A 26,729-nucleotide genomic window follows, 5' to 3' on the forward strand; every position below is an offset into this window, starting at 1 on the left:
CTTATTCAGGTTATTGAAATAAATATAATATATGATGGTAATCAAGAATGAAATGGTTACATAAAAAAGAATTGAAAGACATCAATTCTTTGAAAAAAGTCGAAGAAACTTTTGGAATTAAATTTCCATCAGATTATCAAAATATAGTCTTAGAAAATAAAGCAGCAACACCCTCTCCTAATACTGTTGATACATCTAGACAGACTGGAAAGGCTTTTGGTGAACTTTTGAATTTTAATTTGGATGAAAATGAAAAGAACACATGGGTAGTTTGTACCATGCAGCAAAATCCAAATCCAAGAAAATTAATTGCCACAAAAATTGAAAGAGAACAGTTTTCGGTTTTATTTAAAGGAGATAAAAAACGTATTTTTCTTCCGTTGGTGACAGAAATACAGCTGAAAAATTTGTTTGTAAAAAACCTATGAATATGTGGTTGGCTGCCGGGGGGCTTGCTGCCCCTGCACTTTTGGCGGTAGCTGTTACTGCTACTTCTACAGCTGGTGTTGTGATAGGTGCAGTGGGTGCAGTGGGTGCTCTTGCATACGGATTTTATAGAGAAGCTCACGATTGCGATGCAACACTAGAATCAAATTGGGAAAGTTTTCATACCAATGTATTATTTCAGGACAAAAATGCATTGCTGAACAGTTCTTTTATGGCATGCAGTGTTGGCGGTAAAATTACATTGATTGTCGATGATGCTATTGCTCAGCAGGCAGCAGACTTTATCAGTAATAATAATGCTAAGGAAATAACAGCTCAGGCGCTCAGTAAATTTGGTGCCGGATTGATTGGTGGTTTAACAGGGGGAGCAAATATTCCCGGAATGCTGATAGCTATCGGATGTGATATTAAATTTGAAGACGGTGAAAATTCGACTTATGATATGGACAAATTTAAATCTGAAACCGGAGAAACTATCACTGAAGAAAGTATAGGGCTGGGTGCAGATGCCATTGAAGAAAGCAGTGAAATGTATAGTATTACACAGCATAATCAGGCGGTAACACGTGAGATGACGCAATATAGCACTGATGCCATTAATGCTGGGATTGCAGGTGATTCTTCGCGACAGGCAAGCCGGGAACTGGCAGCAGATATTGCATCCCGCTCATTCAGAGACTACGGTTGGAAGAATGCATTGAAAGGTGTAGGACTTGGTCTAGGCGGAGCGGTTGTGGGCTTTGCTTTAGAGCAATCAGTGAATGTTTATGAGAATAGTTTGCAAGATGAAACGTTTGCAAAAGCAGATGATTTAGAACTGTTAGATAGAAAGAACAATATTGAAGTCATTGCTAATAAAAAATAAATTTAATGAAAAAAATGGGCTATGCTATCGGAGTATTAATCGGAATACCCCTATTTATCTTATTAGTAAATTTTCTTTTTTTTCGAGGAAATAATGTTACAGAAAATAATGTCACTGAATACATTAATCACTCATTTATCGATACTGTACGATTGAAGCCAGAGGTGGAGAGGTCTTCCACACAATATATTATTGGATTAAGTAGAAGAGGAAATCCTTCTGCGTTTTTATACAGATACTTATTTTACTCTGAAAAATATAATAAACATTTTTCTCTGATGTTTTTTAAAGGTTTTGACTCCAATTCAGAAGAGAGGCATATGGTACTGCGAAGAAATGAAAATGGTGATTTATTAAGTGTAAGAATAAATCAAGATCAGTTGCAATCAAAAAAATATGGAACAAAAGAAAATCCAGTACCAATATTTGCTATAGATCTTCTAAATCTGCAAGGTGGTTTCTCTAAAAATCCGTTTAAAGTTTCAGAACAAGCTAACCTTATCTTCGTAGAACAGTATCTGAAATTTTTTATGCCAAAAGAAGAATTCAAAAATATGTTCGAAAAATAATTTTGAATGAAAAACAGAAAAAAGGTATTAAAACCAAAATAAATATCCTGATGCCTCGGCTTTTCATATATAGAAAAGAAGTATTGTCAATCTGCAAAATCTAATTTCAAAATTGCATAAGCTAGCGGAATTGGAAAAAAGGGCTACTTTGATGCGATACCAAAGTCATTAGGTATTTGTTATATTACTTAAGTAATCTGTAAAATTTATAATCTGTAAAATTCTTTTTGCTCTATAAAAACCCACCCCAAACAATCCCATTTTCTTATATTTGCTCATTATTCATAATATGGACGCAACACAGGACAAAAGGCTTTATCTTATCGATGCTTATGCCATGATTTTCAGAGGATATCACGCAATGTCAAAAAACCAGAGGTATACAAGTTCCGGAATGGAGACAACAGCAATTTTTGGTTTTATGAATTCTTTGATTGAATTGATTAGAAAAGAAAGACCTACTCATTTAGCCGTGATTTTTGATGTCGGACAGGCGAGTATTCGAACAAATGACTATGCTGATTATAAAGCTAACCGTAGTGAAACACCAGAAGCAATAAAATTTGCAATTCCCTATATTCATCGTATTCTGGAAGCGATGCATGTTCCAAGTTTGGGGGTTGAAGGTTACGAAGCTGATGATGTGATTGGAACAATTGCATGTAAAGCAGAAAAGGAAAATTATACAAGTTTTATAGTTAGTGGAGACAAAGATTTTGCCCAGTTGGTTACTGACAAAATTAAACTGTATAAACCGGGTTTCAGAGGCGGTGAAATTTCAATTTTAGGAGTAGAAGAAGTAAAAGCCAGATATGGAATCGAAAATCCAAAGCAGGTTATTGATTTCTTGGCGATGATGGGAGATTCTTCGGATAATATTCCTGGACTGGATGGCGTAGGCGAAAAAACAGCCATGAAATTCCTTCAGGAATTTGGAAGCATTGAAAATCTTTTGGCCAATACGCATCAGCTTAAAGGAAAAATCAAAGAAAAAATTGAAGCCTCTGCGGAACGTGGAATTTTATCTAAAAAATTAGCCACCATCATCTGCGATGCTCCCGTAGAATTCCATCAGGAACAGTACGATCTCGAAACGCCTGATTTCGAAAAAGTAAAAGAAATTTTTGACGAAATTGAATTCAGGAGACTTTATGAAAATTTGTACAGAGCATTCGCACCAGCGGAAACACTTACCGTAAAAACGACAGCTGTGGAGAAAGATGGCATTATTATCAGTGAAACAGAGGTGTCTTCATCCGAAACTCCGCAACAGAAAGTTGCCAGAAATGTCGGACAGCTCGATCTTTTTGCCAGTTTTGAAGAACTCGATCAGGCAACTTCTACCAAAGAAACCATTACGGAAAATGATCATCTGTATCAGTTTGTAGACAACCCGAAAGCTCAGAAAATATTAGTTCAGAATCTTTTAAAGCAAAGAGCCGTATGTTTTGATACCGAAACAACTTCTTTAAATGAACTGGAAGCCGAATTGGTAGGGATGAGCTTCTCCTACAAAAAAGGATTGGCCTATTACGTGCCGCTTTCAGCAGATCAGGGTGAAGTTTTGCAGACCCTGGAAATATTCCGACCGTTTTTTGAAAAGGAAGATTTAATCAAAATAGCTCATAATTTAAAATACGACTATAAAGTTCTGAAGCAGTACAACATGACCGTAAAAGGTGCCATGTTCGATACCATGATTGCCCATTATTTATTGAATCCTGACGGCAGACATGGGATGGATTATCTTTCAGAGGTTTATTTAAATTACAAACCAGTTTCCATTGAAACCATTATCGGTAAAAAAGGGAAAAATCAGGGAAGTTTCAGAGATGCAGATTTAAGAACACAAACGGATTATGCTGCCGAAGATGCTGACGTTACTTTCCAGTTATATGAATTGTTTGCGCCACAGTTAAAGAAAGAAAATCTCGAAGATCTGTTCTACAAAATCGAGATGCCTTTGATGGAAGTTTTAGCAAAAATGGAACTGGAAGGAATTTCTTTGGATGAAAAATGGCTCGCTCAGGAAAGCATCGATCTTGATAATGATTTAAGACAGTTGGAATCCAAAATATTTGAAATTTCCGGTGAAGAATTTAATATGAATTCTCCGCGACAGTTGGGTGAGGTTTTGTTTGAAAAAATGCAGCTCGACCCAAAAGCCAAAAAGACTAAGACCGGACAATACGCTACGTCGGAAGATATTCTTCAGAAATTATCTTCGAAGCATGAGATCATCCAGCACATTTTAGAGTACAGAACGTATCAGAAGCTGAAATCAACTTATGTGGATGCGTTGCCGTCGCAGATTGATAAAGATGATAAACGTGTTCATACCAATTTCTCGCAAACCACGGCTGCTACAGGTCGTCTGGCAAGTGTAAACCCGAATTTACAGAATATTCCGATCCGTACGTTGAGAGGTCAGCAAATCCGTGGAGCTTTTGTTTCGGGTGAAGGAAAGAAAATTATTTCTGCCGATTATTCTCAGATCGAACTGCGTTTGATTGCCGAAATTTCCGGTGAAGACAATATGATCAAAGCGTTTCAGGATGGTGAAGACATTCATGCTTCTACGGCTGCAAAATTATTTAATATTCCGTTGGAAGAAGTCTCAAAAACCCAGCGTGGACAGGCAAAAACGGTCAACTTTGGGATTCTTTACGGTCAGGGCGCTTTTGCTTTGGCAGAGCAAACCGGTTTGTCAAGATCTGAAGCCAAACAAATGATCGAAGCCTATTATGAAACTTACCCAAAATTAAAAGCTTACATGGCCTCACAGGTACAGATCGCCCGTGACCAGGGTTATGTGGAAACCATTTTAGGAAGAAAACGTCATTTAAAAGACATCAATTCCGGTAATTTTGTGGTGCGTGCTCACGCCGAAAGAAATGCCGTGAATGCTCCAATTCAGGGAAGTGCTGCCGATGTGGTAAAAATGGCGATGATTAAAATTCAGAAAGAATTAGAGAAAGAAAAACTGCAAACCAAAATGTTGCTTCAGGTACATGACGAATTAATTTTCGAATCTCCGGTTGATGAGGTTGAAGTCGCCAAGCATATCATAAAAACCGAAATGGAAAATGCCATTGAAACTCAGGTTCCGTTACTGGTTGAGGTTGGAGTAGGGAAGAACTGGCTGGAAGCGCATTAAGAGATAGAATGAGTAGAACTAAGGCACATATTTTTTTGTTCTGGGTATTGTAATAATGATATCAGTTATCATTTATTTTTATCTGAATAATAAAAATAGTGCTGTTGTAGCAAAACTGGAAAAAACTGAAATTTTGGTCACAGATTCTGCAAAAAAAGAAAGTGATTCTACAGCTATTTTAAAGATTTTGTAAAAGATTTTAACTCTCATCAAGAGAAAAATATTAATAAATATATTGATGAAGGTATGGGAATGGTCATGTATTATCATGACGGGCCTTATCTAATCATCACTGCTCTAAAGGAAATAGGATCTGAAATAGACTGGCTAGACATAGATTTATCTGAAAATGTGAAATTTGAAGATTTTCCTGAATACCTAGGTGATTTCAAATTTTCTAAAACCGGTTTTTTTGTACAGAAAAATAAGAACAGTTTTTCACTGAAAAATTTTGATAATTCTTATAATTCTCATCCACAATCTTTTTTTGATGAATATAAAAAACTGGAGAAGCTTTGTAATTTTTGGGCGATAGGAATAAGCAAAAACCACAAGAAACAGTTTTATTTCTATTTCAGATTAAACCAGAAAAAGCTCACTTTGCTTGGCTTAGAAGTTGATCGGTTGAATGATGTTTTGTTTGCCAATCCGGATGCTTCTTTTATCCCGTTTAGAAATAAAAATGATATCGAAAATTATTTAAAACATCATCAATTATTTTTAGATAAAGAACAAAATGCAAGCATAGATTTGGCGAAAAAAGAAATTATATACTACGATTTTCCTGTAGATAATCCTTTCATATTTGACCATTACGAAATTGGAGAAATTGAGGAAAATTCCTCAAAAATAAAATCTGCTGAAGTAATATTTTATCCAAATGAATCTAAAGAAGATGGTTTTATTACTTTCTTTTCAAATAAAGGTGGATTTGTAGTTTATCCGATGGGCGTAAGACCGCCGTACTTTTATGATGTTGTAAAAAAGTAAATTTGGATTTTAAAATTTTAATATTCAAACTCAATCCCACCCAAATAAACCAAAGAAAACTCATCATTTTCTGCAGATTTCGGTTGAGGAATTTGTCCTTGGCTTACGAAAACAAGCGAGTTAATATCAAATTTCAGATTCATCTCATTAATTCTGTTGTATAAAACCGGAAGCCACTGCTCGGCAAAAGAATATTCGGAAAAATGCTGGATGCTTTGTTCGAAACCATATTCCATCAAATCCTGATCAAACCAAACGGTTTCCTGAGATTCAGCAAATTTTGAAATATATGTGTCATCAGATTCTTCCTCTATATAGTAATTTTCATCTTCCTCTACAAATTGGAAAAAATCTTCTTCCGTTCTGAAATTTCCTACCCAAAAATCTAAAGTCTGTACATCCATAATATCGCTTTGAAATTTCAAAGATAAAATAATCCTTCTCGTTTTCCAAAAATTCAAATAGGGCAATGTTAATATTTAATAATTATTTTTACTTGAATATCAAATCAACTTGATAGATTTGTAGTATATGATAATTGTAATATTAAAATTACAATTCAAAATACTTCGCAAAATTCAGCGTATTTTATGAAATTAATAATATAAAATACCGATTATGTTTTGCATATATTGAAAAAATACTGTAATTATTTTAAAGATTCTATGTTTAAAATCACAAATTATTTGTAATTTTTTGCAAATAAATTATTCATTGAGCGAATTATTTTTGCATCAACAAGTTTATTCTTAGAAGGATTCTAAAAACACACGGCTAAATATCTCAACTTTTGGCTGAAAAATTGATAGGATAACTTGTTTTTACTTTAAAGAAATGTTTTTTTAGATAAAGTTTTTAAATAATATAATTTATAAGCTTTAGTTTTTAGTTGGGGCTGCGTGTATAACGCAGCTTTTTTATCTCAAATTGTTACAAAACCTCTGAATCCTCTTGCTGCGTAATAAGACTGTACGCCGTTATGGTAAAGAAAAACAGAATCATATCTGCGGTCACAAAACAATGCTCCACCTAGTTTCCGTATGTGACGTGGCGTCTTAATCCAGCTGGAAGTTTTTTCGTCAAATTTACCAAGGGTTTGAAATTGTCGGTATTGCTGTTCGTCTAAGAGTTCTATACCCATTTCCTGTGCAGCATTAACAGCAGAGTTTTGTGGTTTGTTTTCTTTTCGTGCTAAAAGTGCTTCGTGATCGTAGCAGAAGCTTCTTCTTCCCGTTGGGCTTTCTTTCGAGCAATCACAGAAAACGATTGCATTATCGATCATTATAAGATCTGGTTCTCCGCCTGTTTTTTCCATTTGCTCAAGACTCCATAATTTATCAGGATTTGCACGTAGCTTTTTTTCGATCGCGTCCCAGTCTGGATTTTTCAGATTAAATCTGTTTTTTTGAATTCTTGCTTTCAGAATGTTCAGAATCTTATCAGTTTCTTTTTCTGACAGTTTTTTTTTGGTCATAAAGCATATAGTTAGTTTGGTGTGTTCGAAATTTTAAAAGTGAATTTAACCAAATTTAAACACAAATACGTACATTTTAAATAGAAATTTCCAATTAACAGTGAGTTATTTAAAAATTTTTATCTATCAAAGTTCTCATTATTTTCGGTAAATTTGTATTAATCCTTCGATTAAATTTAATGAATACGATTATACATAAAGAGATTGCAGCTCCGGCTTTAGAATTAGATTTTCCGTACACAACGGTGAGTCAGGACGAAAACAAAGTCAGGATTTACACGTTAAAAAATGGACTGCAGATTTTTCTCGCGCAGAATTTTGATGCTCCACGAATTCAGACGTTTATCCCTGTAAAAACAGGCAGCAATAACGATCCTTCAGACAATACCGGGCTGGCCCATTACCTTGAACACATGATGTTTAAGGGAACTTCAAAAATAGGAACTAAGAATTGGGAAGAAGAAAAAATCCTTCTCAGTGAAATTGCAGATCTGTATGAAAAGCACAAGGCAGAAAAAGATCCCGGAGTGAAGAAAGAAATTTACCGCAAAATTGATGAGGTTTCTCAGGAAGCCAGCAAATTTGCCATCGCAAACGAATACGACAAGGCGATTTCTTCTCTCGGCGCTTCGGGAACCAATGCTCATACTTGGTTTGATGAAACAGTTTATAAAAATGTAATTCCCGCCAACGAGCTCGAAAAATGGCTTAAAGTAGAAAGAGAACGCTTCTCAGGAATGGTTCTCAGGCTTTTTCATACTGAATTAGAATCTGTCTACGAAGAATTCAACAGGGCGCAGGATAATGATTCCCGCCTGGTAAATTATGAACTGATGGACGCTCTTTTTCCTACCCATCCCAACGGTCAGCAAACTACGCTGGGTAAGGCTGAGCATTTGCGAAATCCTTCTATGAAGGCTATTCATAAATATTTTGAAGAATATTATGTTCCCAATAATTACGCATTTGTTTTGGTTGGTGATTTAGATTTCGACAAAACCATACAGCTGATCGATCAGTATTTTGGAAATATTCCTTATCGTGAGCTTCCGCCAAAAAATAAAATTGTTGAAAAACCAATTACCGGGATTATCGCAAGAACAGTCGCAAGTCCCACTACGCCGAGAGTTCAGCTGGCATGGCGTACAGACAGCTATGGTACAAAAGAAGCAATTCTTGCCGATGTTGTTGTCAATATTCTCAGCAACAGAGGCGAGGCAGGTTTATTGGATTTAAACGTCAACCAGACCCAAAAATTACTTTGGGCACAGGCTTATTCTCTAGGTTTGAAAGAGTACGGCTACTTTTCTCTCGTAGGCGTTCCGAAAGAGTCTCAGACATTGGATGAGGCTAAAGAAATGATGCTGGAGCAGATTGAGTTGATTAAAACCGGTGAGTTTCCGGATTGGATGCTTCCTGCAATCATCAGCGATTTTAAACTTCAGAGAATGAAAGCCCTGGAAACAGCCGAAGGTTTGGCTACCAATCTTTATGATACTTACATCAAAGGTAGAACCTGGGAACAGGAACTTAATGAAATGAATGATTATGCTGCGATCACCAAAGATGATGTTGTCACTTTTGCGCAGGAATTTTTTAAAGATAACTATGTCATCATTTATAAAGAAAAAGGCATTAATGAAAATCTTCTGAGAGTTGAAAACCCCCGAATTACAGCTGTTAAAATAAACCGTGATGATCAGTCTGATTTTCTTACAGAAATTCTGGAAGATAAAACGGAAGACATTCAGCCTGAATTTATTGATTATCAGAAAGAAATCGCTACCGATGTTGTCGCTTCAAAAAAACTCAGTTTCGTTAAAAATAAATACAACGAAATTGCACAGGTGCATTTTATTTTGCCTTTGGGGAGCGATCACGACAGAGATTTGGGACTGTCAACTCAGGTTTTGCAATATCTTGGAACAGACCGTTTTTCACCGGATGAGCTGAAGAAAGAATTCTACAAAATCGGAATCAGTAATGATTTTAAAACCACAAATGATCAACTGACGATTTCAATCTCTGGTTTAGAAGAAAATATTGAAAAAGGGATTCAGCTGCTTCAACATTGGATGCAGAATGTGCAGTCTGATCAGGAGATTTACAATCAGTTTGCAGAAACCGTTTTAGAAAACAGAATTGCAGTAAAAAAAGATAAAAACAGAATCATGCAGGCTCTTACCAATTATACAAAGTTGGGAGCGTATTCAAGATTTACCGACGTGATTTCTAAAGAAGAACTTCTGAACGCTAATGTGGAAGAATTTACTGCAAGAATAAAAAATATATTCAGCTATCCGTATCAGATTTTTTTCTATGGTAAAGATTTCATCAGTTTTAAAAATTATATTTCGGATTACATTTCGGACGAAACTCTATCGATACCTGTAAAAAGGGAATATCCTGAGCCTGAAACGGGAGGGAATGTTTATTTTATGAACTATGATATGGTTCAGATGGAAATGAGTAAAATCGCAAAAGGGAAGGAGGTGAGTCTTTCCAATTTTGGTAAGATTAATATTTTTAATGAATATTTTGGCCGTGGTTTGTCTTCCATCGTCTTTCAGGAGATCCGAGAAAGTAAGAGTTTAGCGTACTCAGCTTACGTCTCTTACAGTCCGAATTCTGAGCTTGCGCATCCTGATTATGTGACTTCATACATCGGAACGCAGCCAGATAAACTGCAGATTGCTGTAGATACCATGTCTGAACTGATGTCTGAACTTCCCGAAGTTCCCGTTCAGTTTGAAAATGCACGAAGTGCAGCTTTGAAGCAGATTGCGTCCACAAGAATTACCAGAACCAATATTTTCTTTAATACTTTGAGGCTTCAGAAATTAGGTGTGAATTACGATATCAGAAAAGATATTTACAGTCAGATTAAAAGTCTTGATTTTAATGAAATGAAAGATTTTTATAATTCTCATGTCAAAACTCTGAATTTCAACACAGCTTTAATCGGAAAAAGTGAAAATCTGAATATGGAGGCAGTTTCAAAAATGGGAATATTTAAAGAACTGGATTTAAAAGATATTTTCGGACACTGATTTTCCGGATAATTTTAAAAATGAAAGGCGACAGTGTTGAATTGTCGCCTTTTAAGTTTTAAATCAAATAAGATCAGAATTATTTTTTAATAATTTTCAATGTTTTTTCACCATTGTTAGTTTTTACTTTTAAAAGATAAGTTCCTGATGGAATTCCCGAAATATCAACGCTGACTTTTTTCTCGCGGTTGATTTTTTCAGTTTTTAAGATCTGTCCGTTCAAAGAATAAATGATGATCGACTCAATTTCATTTTCAGTCGACACATTTACAATTCCGCTTGTTGGATTGGGATAAATCTTTGCTTTAATTTCTTTTTTTACTTCACTCACACTTAAAGTTAAATCAAGGGCTTTAAGATATTGATATCCGCCCGAAACAAGCAATGAAGTAGCACCCGTGGTCGCGTTGATACTGTAAACACCGCTTCCTGTTGTATAGAGATAATTTCCGTTTCCCATTTGAGCGCATCCTCTTGCACCGCCTACCAAATAAGAATTAAGAATGCTGCCGTTTGTGGCTGACAGATGATAGACGCCTGCATTATTACCTGCACTGTTATTGTTAGAAAAAACGGCAATCAGATAATTTCCGTTCTGCAGTTTTGTAATCTGCTGAATTCCTGTGAAAACCCCTGAATTCACAAAATTTCCGGTCACTGTTCCCGCATAATTCATTGTCTGAATTCCTGCTGAATCAAAAGATGTGATATAAGCTGTCCCGCTTCCTGTGTCGAGCGCATCAAAAGGAGATCCGAGCGTAGGATAAACCCCGAGAGATGTACCTGAAAAACTTAATCTGCGTATAGAATTGGCAGTTGCTCCGTTGGCTGTTCCTGCATTCGTTACCCAAACTTCATTATTAACAACATTCAACCCGCGGATGTTACTTAAACCTACTGTCGATGGGATGGTGGAAGAATAAGTTCCATCAAGATTATAGATGTAAATCACATTATCGGTCTGGTCAGAAATCCAGATTTTATCCTGCACACGGATGATTCCTTTAATAGTTCCCGGGCTCAGAGATGAAAGGTTGATGAAATTGGCATTGATTACCGTTCCGTCGGTGGCATTCAGTTGTGCAACTGTTTTGGTGGTCGAGTTTACTGCTAGAATTACATTTTGTGCAAAATGATGCAGATGGCAAAACAGAAACAAGCCTGCTGCTAAAAGTAATTTTGTTTTCATAAGATCGATTTTTAATGATGGATATCAGCAAATTACGAAAAAAATCTTATTAAAACCGCTTTTTAAATTGAAAATCAACAGTTTGCAGTTATGCTGAAAGCGAAAATAAAATTAGGTCAAAGCGCAATCGCCGTCTCCATCCTGAAAGTTTGATGTAAAATTATCCGGTAGATGATTCAGCATTTTCTCGTGAAACATATAACGTCTTTCTGTATTTCTGCTGTGAATTTTCGGGAAGTTTCCGTTGTTTTCAATTTCGCTGTTTAAATCAGTCTGATAACTTGTCATCAGTTTCACTTTGTTTTTTTGTGAAAAATAAGCGAGAAATTCTGTGAAATTTTTGAGATTATTTTCAGAAAAAAGGTAAGGAATTTTTAAATGTCCGTCACGCAAAAGCAGGATTGCGGAAGTCTCCAGTTGATCTTGCGAATCGAAAATTTTAATCCAGAAATATTTAAATTCTTTGGAATAACTTGAAAATAGATAATCAGAATCAGATTTTTCACCTTCGAGAATCCATGGATTTTTTACAAACCAATTGATTTCATCAGCATTTCGGTTGGAAGGAAATTGAGAGATGAAATTTTTACTTTCCTCATCAATTTCAGACAGAATTTCGAATTTAAAATCAGGTTTTTCCTGAAATGAATTTTTAAATGAAATTAAACTGTTAAAAATAAAATCTGAAAATTTAAAAATAGGTTTTAAGTTTTTTAACTGCAGTTTTTTCGCCGGAATAATGTTTTGGAAATCTGTTTTAAGGTAAAATCGTCTGCCCGTTTTTGCCGGAATATATTTGAAAACTTTAATTTTATTATAGAGACTTTCAGCTTCGGGAGTAAATTCTGTGATGGCAATATTTCCGTTGTACTCTTCGAAAGCTTTATCCAAAAGCTTTTGTGCAATTCTTTTACCTCTGAAATCGTTGCTCACAAACAAAGTGCTCAGCCATGCGTATTTAAATTTTTCGCCTTGAATTAAGAAAAGATCTGGAAGACAGCCAACGTAGCCTGCCAGTTTTTCGCCTTCATAAGCTAATATTAAAAGCGTCTGATCCTCATCCGCTTTCGGGTTTTTGATCTGAGATTCTGCGCGGTGTTTTGTGATGGGAATGAAGGCATCAGAACGGTATTTTCCTGAAGAAATAAATTCCCGTAATGCACTTTTATTTAGCGTTTTCAGCTCAATCATTTTCTCTGGATATGGTTTTTGTTGAGATGTTTTTTCAGTTTGAAATAGGCAATTTCCTTTTTTAAAATCGTTTCTGCATTTTCACCTGTCTCCATCGGAATTCTTTGGAAATTTCGGGCAACAGAATCTGTTTTTACACCTGCACTTCCGAAAGTACAGAAGATATCATCATTTTTAAATAGTTCGTCAAAAAAAACTTTTTCAACGCCAAAATCGGTAAAGGGAAACGCAAAACTTTCATAATGAAAATTGTTTTCTTTCATGAAAGAATAGCTTTGAACGGTATTTTCAAGTTGCTCAGAAAGATCTAAATTGTTATAAAGCGGATGATCCCAGCCGTGCGATGAAATTCCGTAACCTTTTTCTGTGATTTTATTTAACTGTTCAAAAGTAAGATACGGTTTTTTCTCATCGAGATACGTATTAAAATCGATTCCAAAAGTGGGTGCAATTCTATCCAGGGAAAACTTCTCTTTAAATGAAACATTCTGCAGAAAATTGTCTGTAATCTTCATCGCATTCATCACTTCAAGCACCAGACTTACTTTGCAGCGGAACATCAAATCTTTATTGTCTATAAATGCAGGATTCACAAAGTTCATTGCATAAATTCCTTTCCTTTCCAGAATAGGAATTACAACATCATAAAATTCTCTGTAACCATCATCAAAAGTAAGCAGGGCAATCTTTTTTTTAGGCTTAAAATTACCTTTCACATAGTCCTTAAATTCATCAAATGTTACCCATTGAAAACTCCGCGACAGACAGTCGAGATCTGCTTTAAACTCTTTTTCATTTTTGTAATTGACGATTTGCCTGAGGTGGGGAAGATGCTCGTTGGAAACGTTGTGATAGACGGGCAGACAATAATCCAATGGGAAATTTCCGGAAAAATTTTCATTCTCGAAACGAGCCAGAGTATTAATGATTACCTTTTTGAACATACAGATGTAAAAATAAAAAAGAATCTGCTCAAAAACAATGTTTTGAGCAGATTCTGAGATTTTATGTAAGGAAAATTACTTCACAATTTTCATTTCGTCAATCAGCCACTTGGAATCGGCAAATTTATCGATGATGAAAAGAATATATTTCGTGTCAACCATAATGTTTCTGCTGAATCGCGGGTCGTAATTGATGTCGCTCATCGTTCCTTCCCACTGTCTGTCGAAGTTCAGTCCTATAAGATTTCCCTGAGCATCCAGGGCCGGCGAACCTGAGTTTCCTCCAGTGGTGTGATTGGTTGCTGTAAATCCTACAGGAACGTCACCGGATTTGTCTTTGTAAACTCCGTAATCCTTTTTGTTATAAAGATCAAGCAGTTTTTGCGGAACATCAAATTCATAATCTCCCGGAACATATTTCTCCACAACACCAGCCAAATGGGTTTGGTAATCGTAAGAAACAGCATCTCTCGGACTTGAACCTTTCACTTTTCCGTAAGTCACTCTCATGGTGGAATTGGCATCGGGGAAGAATTTTCTGTCTTTATCCGTTTCCATTTGCTGAGCCATAAATTTCTTCTGCAAAACATCAATTTTAGCTTGCAAAGATGTGTACTGAATATCTGCAGTTTTAGAATAAGTATCTTTCAGACTGCTGAAAAGAATGTACATTTCATCCTTTTTAATGGCTTTTACCAGTTTATCCGGATTAGAAAAAGCTTTATCAATATCTCCGGAGAGGCTTGCTCCATTGATCTCAGATCTTCCTGTGATCACAGAATTTTTAGATAAAGTTTCTATGGTCTGAAGATTTTGAGCTTCGTTTTTGTACTTGTCAAATCCTGCAGGTAAAAACTGAGAAGCGGTTTTATTGGCATAAAGCGCTAAAAGTTTTGCGGTTACTTTTGCATCCAGTTCTGCGCTGTAATCTTTGTAGAACGATGCCAGACGGTTTTTGAAAGCGGCTGTATTTTTCTCATCCATTTTCCCGGATTCCACTGCTGTGATGTAGCTTGAATAAAAATTGGCAAGCGTTAATGTTTCCGCATTTCTGATGGTTTCAGTATAATAAGCATTGTTTAAAGCGTAAGGAGCCTGCTCATTATACAGCTGATTCAACTGATCGATTGTTGTTTTAATATCAGGATTCTTCGCGATTAAAGTTTGCTCGTAAGCCGCTTTTTTCTGAACTGCGTTAGATTTTTTTAAACCTTCCACTTCGCCGATCCATTTTTTCCAGTAATTGGCAACGGAAGCGTATTTTGAGGCATATTTGATACGCGTTGCATCGTCAGCACGCATTTTTTCGTCTAAAGTTTTCAGAGCAACATCACGTACTGCAATTCTCGCAGGGTCTGTATCTTTCATGATTTTGTCGACGGCGATCGACGGAAGATATTCTGTAGTTCTTCCCGGAAACCCGTATACGAAAGTGAAATCGTTCTCTTTTTTGTCTTTAATGGAAACCGGCAGGAAGTGTTTCGGAACATAAGGAATATTGTCTTTAGAATATTCTGCAGGTCTGTTGTTTTTGTCAGCATAAATTCTGAACATTGAGAAATCTCCCGTATGTCTTGGCCAAACCCAGTTGTCGGTGTCTGAACCAAATTTCCCGATGCTTTGCGGCGGTGCACCCACCAAACGGATGTCTTTGAAAGTATCAATTACAAAAGCATAATATTTATTTCCGTAATACATCGGTCGTACCATCACCTTCTGTCCGGATTCGGTTTTAATCGTCGACTGTACCTTTTGGATGTTGGCATTGATGGTAGCTGCATCCAAATGAGGATTTCCCTGAAGAATCTCTTTGGTAACGTCTTTAATGTCAACGATGAAATCTACTGTTACTCCGGGATTTGCCAATTCTTCACCCGTATTTTTCGCCCAGAAGCCGTTTGAAAGTAAATCATTCTGAACTGTAGAATGCGACTGAATCTGGCTGTATCCACAGTGATGATTGGTCAGCAAAAGGCCTTTAGGAGAGATGATTTCGGCAGTACAACCGCCGTTAAACTGAACTACAGCATCTTTAATACTTGGTTTTTGAGTGTTAAATATATCTTTGGCAGAAATTTTCATACCCAGATCCTTCATTTCTTTTTCGTTAAGCTCAGTCGGGATCCACATTCCACCGTATTGCTGAGCAAATCCCAGAGAGAAACTGAAGAATGCAGAGGCAATCAGAATATTACGTTTTATCATTAGGAAAATTTTTTGCCTAATTTACGCATTTAAAATTTTGTGAAAAAAGAAAAACCCTTCCGAATTTCATTTCAAAGGGTTTTTGCATTGTCTGTGTGTTTTTAGACCATAAAAATTACAAAAAAAATACTTCGACGTCGGGAACAGTCTCAGGATTTAGCGTCCACACTTTTCATCATAATTTAGACGTCACAAAATAAGGAAATATTTTACTGAAATAAAATGAACCTAAGTTAATGCAATCCGCCTTCTGATGCGGCTTAACGCCTGAGGCGTAATCCCGATGTAAGAAGCAATATGTTTAAGCGGAATGTCTGAAATAAAATTGGGATAGGCTTTGGCTAAATTTAAATACCGTTCTTCGGCACTGTTTACCAATAAGGAAATTTCGCGCTGGGTTTTTCTTACGTAGAGATTTTCCGCAGAAATTCTTCCGAGATAATTTCCAACCGCAGATCTGGCATATAATTCCTGCAGATCATCAAAGTGAATTCTGTAAACCGTTGTTTCCTGCACGGTTTCAACGTTGTATGCACACGGGTTTCTTGTAATGAATGAATCGTAAGCGCTGCAGAACATATTTTCTGCGATAAACGAAAAAGTAATTTGCTTTGAAGGTTCGGTAAGGTGTGTTTTATTAACAAAAAAGCGGATGATTCCCTTGTCAATGAAGTAAAGGTAATCTTCTGTTGTTCCTTCCTTTAGAATGAGTTTTTTCTTTGGATAAACGATTTTTTTAAATTTACTCACATGATATTGAGCTTCTTCATCAGAAAGACCATCGATAGTCTTGTAAATACTGAGCAATTTTTCCATTAAAGGCTTATGAATATGGTGTTTTAGTTCCACAAAAATAATTCTTATAATTTAATGATGCAAAAATTTACTTTCGTTTTTTAATTTCAGTTAAAATTTTTCACAAACCTTATCGTGAGTTTTTTTAAGGTAACTTATAGTTTAAGAATCTTTTTAAATTTCTTTTTTAAACAGGCTCTTAATTTTAAAACTGAAAAGAATTTATTTTTTCATCATGCATCATTTGCTGAATCAGCATCTCGTGATTTTTATTTTTGCCCGTCAGCAGCCAGCCTGTGCTCAAATTTTCTTTTGAAAACTGCTGTTTTACAACCGTGAATTTCAGTTGATGAGTTTTAAAAAGATTTTCGCAGTATTTCAGATCTTCAGGTTTTGAAACTGTAATTTTATATTCCCGTAATTTGTGATTCTGGTCGATAAAGTTTTGAAAATAGCTGAGCGAACTCAGAATCAACAGAATCAAAACAGTTCCTAAAAGCGATAAATATACGTAGCCTGCGCCCACCGCCATGCCGACAGATGCTGTTGCCCAGATCGTTGTAGCAGTGGTAATTCCATCGATTTTATTGTCACCTTTAAAAATAACGCCGGCTCCTAAAAATCCGATTCCGGTGATAATATTGGCGGCGAGACGGTCAGGATCTTTAATTCCTATTTTTACGGAAAGAATGGTGAACAGACACGAGCCGAAACAGACAAGAATAAAAGTTCTCAGACCCGCCGATTTATTTCTGTATTCCCTTTCTGCGCCGATGCAAAGACCGAGAAACACAGAGATAAAAATGAGTACGAGCTCGTTTTGGATAGAGTGGTCTTTCAGGAAATCCATTTTGAAATTGTTTAAATAAAATTACAATATTTTTTCTTTTAAAACATCTTAACTTTGCTTCAATCAATATAAATTCAATGAATCTGAACGAAAAAGAAAAAATGCTGCGTGGAGAAATGTACGATGCTACAGACGAACTTCTAGTGCAGGAAAGAAATGTCTGCAAAGATCTCTGTTTCGACTACAATCAACTTCGCCCTTCAAAAATTGATGAGAGAAAAATTTTAATCAAAAAACTCTTCGGTAAAACCACAGAAAATTTTCATATCGAGCAACCCTTTTACTGCGATTACGGTTACAATATTGAAATTGGAGAAAATTTTTACACCAACGTCAATGTCGTAATTTTAGACTGTGCAAAAGTGACTTTCGGCGACAATGTTTTTATCGCTCCCAACTGCGGATTTTACACAGCCGGTCACCCTTTTGATGTTGAAGAACGCAACAAAGCTTTGGAATACGCTTACCCAATCACCGTTGGAAATAATGTATGGATTGGCGCTGGCTGCAGCATTCTTCCCGGCGTCACCATTGGCGACAACACGGTAATCGGGGCGGGAAGTGTCGTTACAAAAGATATTCCTTCCAATGTTTTGGCGGTGGGAAATCCATGTAAAGTGATTCGTGAACTTTAATTTTTTCAGGAGCCGGGAACCTGCTGTCCATTGTATCTTTTTTGTCATTGCGACTCACATTTTTTGCGTAAAAGAAATATTTTACCGCAATGACAAAAAAGGATGCCGTTTCCATCAGGGCTAAGGATTATTAGGTCAAACAAAAGTGTTTAAAATATAGATTTTAATTTCTTTTAAGCAGCACATAAGAAACCGACAAAACTCCCATCAAAATTACAAGCATCACAGAAATTCCCACCGAATCGCTGTGTGAAATATGCGCCACCAAAGCCGTCAGAAAAAACAGCATCGTTCCGCAGTATGCCCATTCTTTTACGACAACCGGAATGTTTGGGAATAAAAGAACAACAGCAGCGAAAATTTTCAAGACCGCGAGCTGGACAATAAAAAACTGCGGAAACCCAAAGCTTTCACGCCATCAATCGTCATTTTGTGAAAAAAATAGGTTGCCGAACTAATCAAAAGAAAAGCACTTACAACAGACGTCGAAATCCAGTAAATTAAATTCATCAATGTGTTTTTATATTAATCAGACTCAAAAAATGTAATCTTTCTCAAACTCTCAAACGTCTCCAACCCTCCAACTCTCAGACCTTCAAACTCTCCAACTCAAACCTATCCAATCAAATCCAAAAACTGTTGTTCATCCAGAATCGTAATTGTCCCGATATCCTGTGCTTTTTTCAGTTTGCTTCCTGCTTTTTCGCCAACCACCAGATAATTTAAATTTTTAGAAACCGCAGAAATATTTTTTCCGCCATGTTTTTCTACCATTTCTTCAGCAGATTCTCGGGTGAAAAGGGATAATTTTCCGGTGAACAAAAAGGTTTTTCCATCTAAAGCATTCGATAAAACTTCATTGGTGTTTTCTCCTTTTTCTAATTGAACACCATAAGATTTTAATCTTTCAAGCATCAGAATATTTTCAGGATTATTGAAGAAATCAACGATGCTCACCGCGATTTTCATCCCAATATCTTCCACTTGACACAACTCTTCAGCAGTCGCTTTTTTCAAGTCATCAATAGTATTGAAATTCTTCACCAGTTTTTTCGCAACGGTTTCTCCAACGTGTTTAATACCAATCCCAAACAACACTTTTTCAAAAGCAATCTCTTTCGATTTTTCGATTCCGTCGATGATATTCTGAGCCGATTTTTCAGCCATTCTTTCCAGAGGCAGAATCTGTTCTTTCGTTAAAGCATAAAAATCAGCAGGATTTTCAATAAGTTTTGAATTATATAGCTGTTCAATCGTTTCACTTCCCAAATTGTCAATATTTAAGGCTTTTCTTGAAACGTAATGAATCATTCTACCTACAACCTGTGGGGGACAATGTAAATCATTCGGGCAAAAATGTATCGCCTGATCTTCCAGTTTTATCAATTCAGTTCCGCATTCCGGACAGTTTTTGATGTATTCAATTTCTTTGCTTTCAGAAGTTCTTTTCTCCTCATTAACGCCGACGATTTTTGGAATAATCTCACCACCTTTTTCCACATACACAAAATCGTGCTCGTGCAGACCGAGTTTTTTAATAATGTCTTCGTTGTGAAGAGAAGCACGTTTTACGGTTGTTCCTGCCAATAAAACCGGTTTAAGATTCGCAACAGGTGTAATCGCTCCCGTTCTTCCAACTTGATACGTCACTTTTTCAAGTTCGGTTTCTACTTTTTCAGCTTTAAATTTATAAGCCATCGCCCAACGGGGAGATTTTGCAGTGTAACCGAGCTGTCTCTGTTGCTTCAATGAGTTAACTTTCAGTACAATTCCGTCAATTTCAAAAGGTAGATTATGTCTTTCTGTATCCCAAAAGCTGATGAAATCTTTAACTTCCTGAAGTGTTTTGCAGAGTTTTGCCTGAGCCGAAATCGTAAATCCCCAATTCTGAGCCTGATGAAGCAGTTCCCAATGGGTTTCAGCCGGAACTTCCTGCGAAACAAACTGGTACAGAACCGAAGACAGTCTTCGTTTTCTCACCTCCGCGCTGTCCTGCATTTTCAAACTTCCGCTTGCCGTATTTCTAGGGTTCATGAAGAGGTCAAGACCTTCTTCCTCACGCTGTTTGTTGATTTTATCGAAGTTTTTTCTCGTCAGATAAATTTCACCCCGCATAAAAAAGCGTTCAGGAAAATCGCCGTTCAGTTTCACGGGAATATCCGAAATGGTTTTTACGTTAGAAGTAATCTCATCACCCTGAAAACCGTCACCACGCGTCACAGCCTGAACCAGTTTTCCGTTTTCATATAAAATAGAAATCGAAGCACCGTCATATTTTAATTCAGCAACAAATTCTACGGGTTCATCAATTGTTTTGATGATGCGTTTTTCCCAATCTGCCAAATCATCATAATCGTAAGAGTTATCCAGAGAATACATTCTGAACTGATGCTGAATAGTCGGGAAAATCTTTGTCACACCGCCACCAACACGCACGGTCGGGGAATTGTCATCGTGAAATTCGGGATGTTTGACTTCCAGATCCTGAAGTTCCTTTAATAATAAATCAAATTCAAGGTCAGAAATGCTCGGCTCATCCATCAGATAATAATTTTCATTGTGCTGGTTGAGTTCTTTGCGGAGCCGTTCTATTTTTTGCTGAATGTTTTCGGACATGATCTGAGTTTATTTCCAACAAAAATAATAAGTCTTGATGAAATTCTGACGATTAAAATTAAGATTAAATTTAACGAATGTTTAAACTGATTTTAGAGAACATCAAAAAATCTCTTATTACCTTTGCGCTCAATTACTTTAATTTTGTCTGACGGTTTCAGATTTATTTTAAAAATGAAATTTATTTTGATCAGAAAAATTTTAATGAAGAAGAATATTTAAATTATGAAAAAGTTTATCTTAGGGTTTGCAGTTTTAACGACAGCTTTTATGAATGCACAGACTCAAATTATCGCTCACAGAGGTTATTTCCAAACCAATCCACCGACTACCGAAAATTCAATTAAAGCTTTGCAAAATGCTCAGGGTCTGAAGATTTATGGTTCAGAATTCGATGTGAGAATGTCTAAAGACGGTGTTTTGGTGATTAATCACGACGAGCATCACGGCAAAATGGAAATTTCGGAAACGAATTTCAAAGATTTGGCAAAAGTAAAACTGTCGAATGGTGAAAAATATCCAACACTGAAAGATTATCTGAGAGCCGGAAAACTGGACAAATCCCTGAAACTTATTGTAGAAATAAAACCTGCCAAAACACCGGAGCTGGAAAACGAAATGGTAGAAAAAACCATCAAAATGATCCGTGAAATGAAGCTCGAATTTCAGTGTGAATACATTTCTTTCAGTTTAAATATCTGTAAGCAAATCAAAAAACTGGCTCCTGATTTTAAAGTACAGTATCTGAACGGCGAATTGTCGCCACAGCAGATCAAAGAAAATGGTCTTGATGGAATGGATTATCACTATAGCGTTTTCCAGAAAAATCCGACGTGGATTGCAGAAGCGAATGCTTTAGGTTTAATCACCAATTCGTGGACGGTAAATGAACTTATTATTTTCGAAGATTTAAAAGCTCAGGGAATCGATTTCGTAACCACCAATATTCCGGATAAATTGAAAAATCAATAAACTTATCATTTTCAATTAAGATTAATCTGCCTTTTTTAGGCAGATTTTTTTGTCTAAATACTAAAAAAATTCCAGTGAAACTCCGTTTGAGGTATGCGTGTGGTATATTTTATTTTCTCAGGAAAAGACAATAAAGGTATGGCAAAACAACTGGTTTTCAGCATTAAAAAATATTCATTTTTCTAAACTGCTGTCTGCTAAAAGTTTATGCATATCCGTTAATCATAAATTAATATGGTGTTTAAAAATCCTTTAAAATATGTTAAAACGTTATTAAACTTATGCTCACCATAGCTTTCTAATTTTGCGCAAACAAAAATTGGATATGCGTAAAACGACTCAGAAAGTTATAATGTTGTCGCTCTTAGGACTTATCAGTCTTAATGTCGCGGCACAGGAAACGGCAAAGCAGGACAGTATAAAGACAATTGATGAAGTGGTAGTCACTGCTTTGGGGATTAAACGACAGGATAAATCTCTTGGCTATGTGGCTGAGAAGGTTAATTCAGAAGTTTTTGAAAATATCCAGAATAATAACTGGGCTCAGGGGTTGGAAGGACGTGTTGCCGGTTTGAAGATTCAGACTGCGGGAGCGGGACCTTTAAGCTCATCAAGAATTACTTTGAGAGGTGAAAAATCTTTCAATCTTGACGGAAACTATGCTTTGATTGTTGTGGATGGTGTGCCTTTAAGTAATTCTACCACCGGAACGGGAACTGCAGCTTATGGAGCCGGAACTGGAGGAGATTTACCAATCGATTTAGGAAATGGTTTAAACAGCATCAACCCTGATGATATTGAATCAGTAACTGTTCTGAAAGGAGCTTCAGCAGCGGCTTTGTATGGTTCAAGAGCAGCCAACGGAGCCTTAATGGTAACCACTAAATCAGGGAAAAGCAAAAACGGAAAACTTAGAGTTTCTTTCAATAGTTCTTTGAGTTATGATTCAGTTTTAAAATGGCCTGATTATCAATATGAATACGGACAGGGAACTCTTGCAAAAAATACAACCGGACAGTTTTTCTATTCTTACGGTGCCTCTGCAGATGGCGTAAATACGGGAGGAACGAGTAGTGCATTTGGACCAAAATTCAACGGACAGTCGTATTTTCAGTACGATCCGAATCTTTTAGGGCAGAGCGCCGAAAGACAGTTGTGGAGACCTTATAAAGACAATATCAAAGGCTTCTGGGAAACCGGAGTGACGTCTTCCAACAATGTATCTGTGGAAAGCAGTACAGATAAAACAAGTTTCAGAGCATCGCTTTCTTATCTTGATAATAAATGGATGATGCCAAACACAGGTTTTGACCGTTTTAATGCCGCTTTTTCATTGGATCACAAAGTCACAGATAAATTCAGGGTTTCTACTAAATTCAATTATGCCAATACGAAAAGTGATAATCTTCCGGCAACGGGATATAATAATCAGTCGATTTCTTATTTCATGATTTTCCAGAATCCGAATGTTGATTTGGCCTGGTACAAACCAATTTGGAAACCTGGACAGGAGTTGGTTGATCAGATTCACCCTTTCAGTTCGTTCATAGATAATCCTTATCTGATAGCTTATCAGATGTTGAATGGTGTTGAAAAGAAGATGATTACCGGAAATATTATGGGAACCTACGACTTCAACAAAAATTTCAGCTTGATGTTGAGATCAGGGATTGAAATGTTGGACGAAGAAAGAACGACCAAGAGACCGTACAGTTCTGCCAATTACCTCAAAGGTTTTTACAGAGAACAGTACATTAAAAATAATGAGTTTAATAATGATTTGTTATTCACATTTAAGAAAGATTACAATAAATTTCATATCACGGCAAATGCCGGGGCAAGCGTCCGTTACAACGAATATGTAATGAATGATTACCGTGCGGAAGGTTTAAAAGTGGTGGGAGATTACAGTTTAAATAATGCGATTTCATTAATCACAAGAGTTCCGAAACCAAATGACCAACAGACCAATTCTGTTTACGGATTGTTAAGTGCCAGTTACAACAATGTGGTATTTCTTGATGTAACGGGAAGAAACGACTGGAGCAGCACACTTCCGGTACAGTACCGTTCGTTCTTTTATCCTTCGTTGAGCAGTAGTTTTATTCTTTCAGACATATTTAAATTATCGAGTCCGGGTTTTAACTATTGGAAATTAAGAGCTTCCTGGGCAAAAGTTGGGGTTGCAGGACTTCCTTATCAGCTGGATAAATATTATACGCCAAGTGATTTTATCGGTTCCGTTTTAACGCCGGGAACCTATCCAAATCCTTTGCTGAAGCCTGAAGACAACACCAACATCGAAGCGGGGATGGATTTTTCAGTGCTGAAAAACAGATTGAGCTATAATGTTACGCTTTATCAGAATGATACGGATAACCAAATTATTACAATTCCAACATTATTAGAATCGGGATATTCAAACCGAATTATCAATGCAGGAAAAGTACGAAACAGAGGGGTGGAAATGAGCTTAAGCGCTATTCCTTTCAAATCAAAAGATTTCAGCTGGAATGTTTCAACCAACTGGACTTTAAACCGAAATAAGATCCTCACGTTACCAGCCGAATTTGCAGGTGAAAACTCTTACACCATCTCAACAGTTGCTGGGGTTTTATATTACAACGCCGTTGTAGGCGGTTCTCTGGGAGATTTATATGGATTTAAATTAGTTCGGAATGAAAACGGTCAGGTCGTTTACGATGCCACAACCGGACTTCCCGCAAGACCCGACAGAGTGGAAAAAGTAGGAAACGCATTCCCGAAATGGAGAGCCGGATTGCAAAATGATTTTAAATTTAAAAACTGGCAGGTAAGTTTCTCATTCGACGGTCAATACGGTGGTGTTGCCTATTCTCAGACGCATCACAAAATGTCTGAACAGGGTAAATTGGGGCATACTTTGATGGGAAGAGAAAATCCTTCAGGAACTATTGTCGGAGACGGTGTTGTAAGAAATCCTGACGGAACTTACAGCCCGAATACAAAAGCTGTCGGTTTAGCCGCTTATTACGGTGATTATTACAGAAGAGCCAATATTGAAACCAATACTTTCGATACCTCATTCATTAAATTAAGAGATGCAAGAATTGCTTATTCATTCTCAAAAGACGTTATCGCACCTTTAAAACTTACCGAACTTACGATAGCCGTCTTTGGAAAAAACCTATGGATGTGGACAGAATTTCCAATGTTTGATCCTGAAGTTGCGGCTCTTAACGACTTTACGATTACTCCCGGTGCTGAAATCGGTCAGCTTCCAACGGCAAGAACTGTCGGTTTTCAAGTTAATTTAAAATTCTAAAATCAATCTCATGAAAAAAATATTTTTATCTACCGCAATCGCTTTTTCAGTTTTCAGTATGAATTCCTGTGAAAGAAGTTTTGAAGAGATTAATACAGATACAAGCAGAATAAAAACGCCGTCTGTAGGTAGTTTTCTGGTTCCGATTCAGTACGAAATGGGTTCTTACGGTTACAACAGAGCCGACGATTTTACTTTCGATATCATGCAGGTTGCTTTAGCTTTTCCCAATGAAGGAACCACGGTAAGCCGCTATTATCTTACAGAAAGTACTGGAAATGGCTATTGGAATACAAGTTACAAATGGCTAAAACAGGTTAAAGAGCTCAACGAAGCTGCAAAAAAGGAAAATAACGCCAATTATTTAGCAATTTCCAAAGTATTGAATGCCTGGATCATGGCTAATTTAACCGATGCTTTTGGCGACGTTCCGATGACGGAAGCTTTGAGGCTTGAAGACAATATCATGAAGCCTAAATATGACAAGCAGAAAGATATTTATCTCTTCCTTTTGGATGATTTAAAAGAAGCAAATGCTTTATTTGACACAACCAAGACTTTGAGTGAAGGTGATCTTTTCTTTCAGGCAAACTCAAGTACAGCCGGAATTACAAAATGGAAAAAATTCTGTAATTCTCTTTCTTTAAGACTTTTAACGAGAATTTCAAAGAAGAATGGTGAAGTGAATGTTAATCAGAGAATTACCGAAATTGTGAATAATCCTGCCCTTTATCCCATCTTTCAGAATAATGCAGACGGAGTGGTTTTGGATATTTCAGGAGTTGCCCCTTTGATGCCTCCTATCGCACGACCGCAGGATTTTACAGCATATAGAGCAGCTGGAGGATTTTTCACACAAACTTTGGTAGACAATAACGATCCAAGGTTGAGCATGTTTTTTACTCAGGCTAAAAGTCTTCCTCCGGCAAACGCCAATATTGGTTTTAAAGGTGTGCCTTCTGGTTATGCTTTGGGATCAACTTTCGATTATCAGCCTTCCAATTTAAATCAGAATTTAGCAAAAGCTCCTATGAAAATTTTGGTGATGCCTTATGCGGAACTTCAGTTTATTTTATCTGAATTATCGTTTAAAGGAATCATTTCCGGAAATGCGCAGACTTTCTACGAAAACGGTGTAAAAGCGACAATCGAACAGTGGGGAAGCACAGTTCCTGCCAATTATTTTACCAATCCGAAAGTGGCTTACAACGGTACTTTAGAAAGAATTATGCTGCAGAAATATGTGGGATTGTTTTTTGTTGACCATCAGCAGTGGTATGAGCAGAGAAGAACAGGTTTCCCGGTTTTACCTAATAATGGCGGACTGATGAATGAAGGTAAAATGCCTCAGAGAATGCCTTATCCAACGGTTACGAAAGTTCAGAATTATGATAATTATGTTACCGCTTCCCAAAGTATGGGTGGAGATAATATCAACACCAAAATGTGGTGGAATCAATAATTTTCTTTTTTAAA

Annotated in this window: 20 protein-coding genes and 1 pseudogene; 11 read left to right on the forward strand and 10 right to left on the reverse strand. The window is 36.6% G+C overall.

The genetic code is table 11. The annotated features are described in order from the left end of the window. The first annotated feature begins 47 nt into the window (after window positions 1-47). The 6 genes from NG809_RS14370 (at window position 48) to NG809_RS14395 (ending at window position 6,028) form a co-directional block, all read left to right on the forward strand. The gene (locus tag NG809_RS14370; RefSeq protein WP_262151765.1) at window positions 48-428 is read left to right on the forward strand and encodes a hypothetical protein; all 381 of its coding nucleotides are present in this window, start codon (window positions 48-50) and stop codon (window positions 426-428) included. A gap of 2 nt (window positions 429-430) precedes the next feature. Further along, a complete protein-coding gene (locus NG809_RS14375) occupies window positions 431-1,312 on the forward strand; it encodes a PAAR-like protein (RefSeq protein ID WP_262151768.1) in 882 nt (293 codons plus the stop codon). 5 nt (window positions 1,313-1,317) lie between these two features. Beyond that, window positions 1,318-1,881 (forward strand): hypothetical protein, encoded by a 564-nt coding sequence (locus tag NG809_RS14380; RefSeq protein WP_262151770.1) that lies wholly within the window; start codon window positions 1,318-1,320, stop codon window positions 1,879-1,881. A gap of 289 nt (window positions 1,882-2,170) precedes the next feature. Then, window positions 2,171-5,038 (forward strand): DNA polymerase I, encoded by a 2,868-nt coding sequence (gene polA / locus NG809_RS14385; RefSeq protein ID WP_262151772.1) that lies wholly within the window; start codon window positions 2,171-2,173, stop codon window positions 5,036-5,038. Between the two features lie 55 nt (window positions 5,039-5,093). Further along, window positions 5,094-5,231, forward strand: coding sequence for a hypothetical protein (locus NG809_RS14390; protein ID WP_262151773.1), 138 nt, complete (start codon window positions 5,094-5,096; stop codon window positions 5,229-5,231). Window positions 5,232-5,284: 53 nt separating this feature from the next. Continuing rightward, window positions 5,285-6,028, forward strand: coding sequence for a hypothetical protein (locus NG809_RS14395; protein WP_262151774.1), 744 nt, complete (start codon window positions 5,285-5,287; stop codon window positions 6,026-6,028). A 17-nt stretch (window positions 6,029-6,045) separates the two neighbouring features. Here NG809_RS14395 and NG809_RS14400 read toward each other — a convergent pair whose 3' ends face one another. Both NG809_RS14400 and NG809_RS14405 read right to left on the reverse strand, forming a co-directional pair. Next, window positions 6,046-6,432, reverse strand: coding sequence for an immunity 22 family protein (locus NG809_RS14400; protein WP_262151776.1), 387 nt, complete (start codon window positions 6,430-6,432; stop codon window positions 6,046-6,048). A 518-nt stretch (window positions 6,433-6,950) separates the two neighbouring features. Continuing rightward, a complete protein-coding gene (locus NG809_RS14405) occupies window positions 6,951-7,502 on the reverse strand; it encodes a DUF4256 domain-containing protein (RefSeq protein WP_262151778.1) in 552 nt (183 codons plus the stop codon). Between the two features lie 179 nt (window positions 7,503-7,681). Between NG809_RS14405 and NG809_RS14410 the strand changes: the two genes are divergently transcribed. Next, complete coding sequence (locus tag NG809_RS14410) at window positions 7,682-10,552, forward strand: M16 family metallopeptidase (protein ID WP_262151780.1); 2,871 nt, start codon at window positions 7,682-7,684, stop codon at window positions 10,550-10,552. A 79-nt stretch (window positions 10,553-10,631) separates the two neighbouring features. On the opposite strand, the gene NG809_RS14415 is transcribed toward NG809_RS14410, so the two are convergent. From NG809_RS14415 to NG809_RS14440, 6 genes are all read right to left on the reverse strand, one after another. Further along, window positions 10,632-11,741, reverse strand: a complete 1,110-nt coding sequence (locus tag NG809_RS14415; RefSeq protein WP_262151781.1) for a T9SS type A sorting domain-containing protein — start codon at window positions 11,739-11,741, stop codon at window positions 10,632-10,634. Between the two features lie 111 nt (window positions 11,742-11,852). Beyond that, window positions 11,853-12,932, reverse strand: coding sequence for a GNAT family N-acetyltransferase (locus NG809_RS14420; RefSeq protein ID WP_262151783.1), 1,080 nt, complete (start codon window positions 12,930-12,932; stop codon window positions 11,853-11,855). After that, entirely contained in the window at window positions 12,929-13,876 is a 948-nt protein-coding gene (locus NG809_RS14425; RefSeq protein WP_262151785.1) for a polysaccharide deacetylase family protein, read from the reverse strand. Before NG809_RS14425 ends, NG809_RS14420 begins: the two co-directional genes overlap by 4 nt. A 75-nt stretch (window positions 13,877-13,951) precedes the next feature. Next, window positions 13,952-16,081 (reverse strand): S46 family peptidase, encoded by a 2,130-nt coding sequence (locus NG809_RS14430; protein ID WP_262151787.1) that lies wholly within the window; start codon window positions 16,079-16,081, stop codon window positions 13,952-13,954. A gap of 228 nt (window positions 16,082-16,309) precedes the next feature. After that, a complete protein-coding gene (locus NG809_RS14435) occupies window positions 16,310-16,897 on the reverse strand; it encodes a Crp/Fnr family transcriptional regulator (protein ID WP_262151789.1) in 588 nt (195 codons plus the stop codon). A 184-nt stretch (window positions 16,898-17,081) separates the two neighbouring features. Next, window positions 17,082-17,726: an MgtC/SapB family protein gene (locus NG809_RS14440; protein ID WP_262151790.1), complete on the reverse strand. Its 645-nt coding sequence runs from the start codon at window positions 17,724-17,726 to the stop codon at window positions 17,082-17,084. A 77-nt stretch (window positions 17,727-17,803) separates the two neighbouring features. On the opposite strand from NG809_RS14440, the gene NG809_RS14445 reads away from it, so the two are divergent. Continuing rightward, window positions 17,804-18,361: a sugar O-acetyltransferase gene (locus NG809_RS14445; RefSeq protein ID WP_262151792.1), complete on the forward strand. Its 558-nt coding sequence runs from the start codon at window positions 17,804-17,806 to the stop codon at window positions 18,359-18,361. Window positions 18,362-18,524: 163 nt separating this feature from the next. Here the strand turns inward: NG809_RS14445 and NG809_RS14450 are convergent. Together NG809_RS14450 and ligA are read right to left on the reverse strand one after the other, a co-directional pair. Further along, a pseudogene (locus NG809_RS14450) lies at window positions 18,525-18,758 on the reverse strand (DoxX family protein); the annotation flags it as partial. A gap of 218 nt (window positions 18,759-18,976) precedes the next feature. Next, entirely contained in the window at window positions 18,977-20,977 is a 2,001-nt protein-coding gene (gene ligA, locus NG809_RS14455) for an NAD-dependent DNA ligase LigA (RefSeq protein ID WP_262151793.1), read from the reverse strand. Window positions 20,978-21,202: 225 nt separating this feature from the next. Here ligA and NG809_RS14460 point away from each other — a divergent pair, with 225 nt between their 5' ends. The 3 genes from NG809_RS14460 to NG809_RS14470 all read left to right on the forward strand — a co-directional run bounded on the left by NG809_RS14460 (window position 21,203) and on the right by NG809_RS14470 (window position 26,715). Further along, complete coding sequence (locus NG809_RS14460; RefSeq protein WP_262151795.1) at window positions 21,203-21,949, forward strand: glycerophosphodiester phosphodiesterase family protein; 747 nt, start codon at window positions 21,203-21,205, stop codon at window positions 21,947-21,949. Window positions 21,950-22,274: 325 nt separating this feature from the next. Further along, a complete protein-coding gene (locus tag NG809_RS14465) occupies window positions 22,275-25,253 on the forward strand; it encodes a SusC/RagA family TonB-linked outer membrane protein (protein ID WP_262151797.1) in 2,979 nt (992 codons plus the stop codon). Between the two features lie 10 nt (window positions 25,254-25,263). Next, a complete protein-coding gene (locus NG809_RS14470; protein ID WP_262151798.1) occupies window positions 25,264-26,715 on the forward strand; it encodes a SusD/RagB family nutrient-binding outer membrane lipoprotein in 1,452 nt (483 codons plus the stop codon). The last annotated feature ends 14 nt before the right edge of the window (window positions 26,716-26,729 follow it).

It is taken from the genome of Chryseobacterium foetidum (assembly GCF_025457425.1).
Lineage (GTDB): Bacteria > Bacteroidota > Bacteroidia > Flavobacteriales > Weeksellaceae > Chryseobacterium > Chryseobacterium foetidum.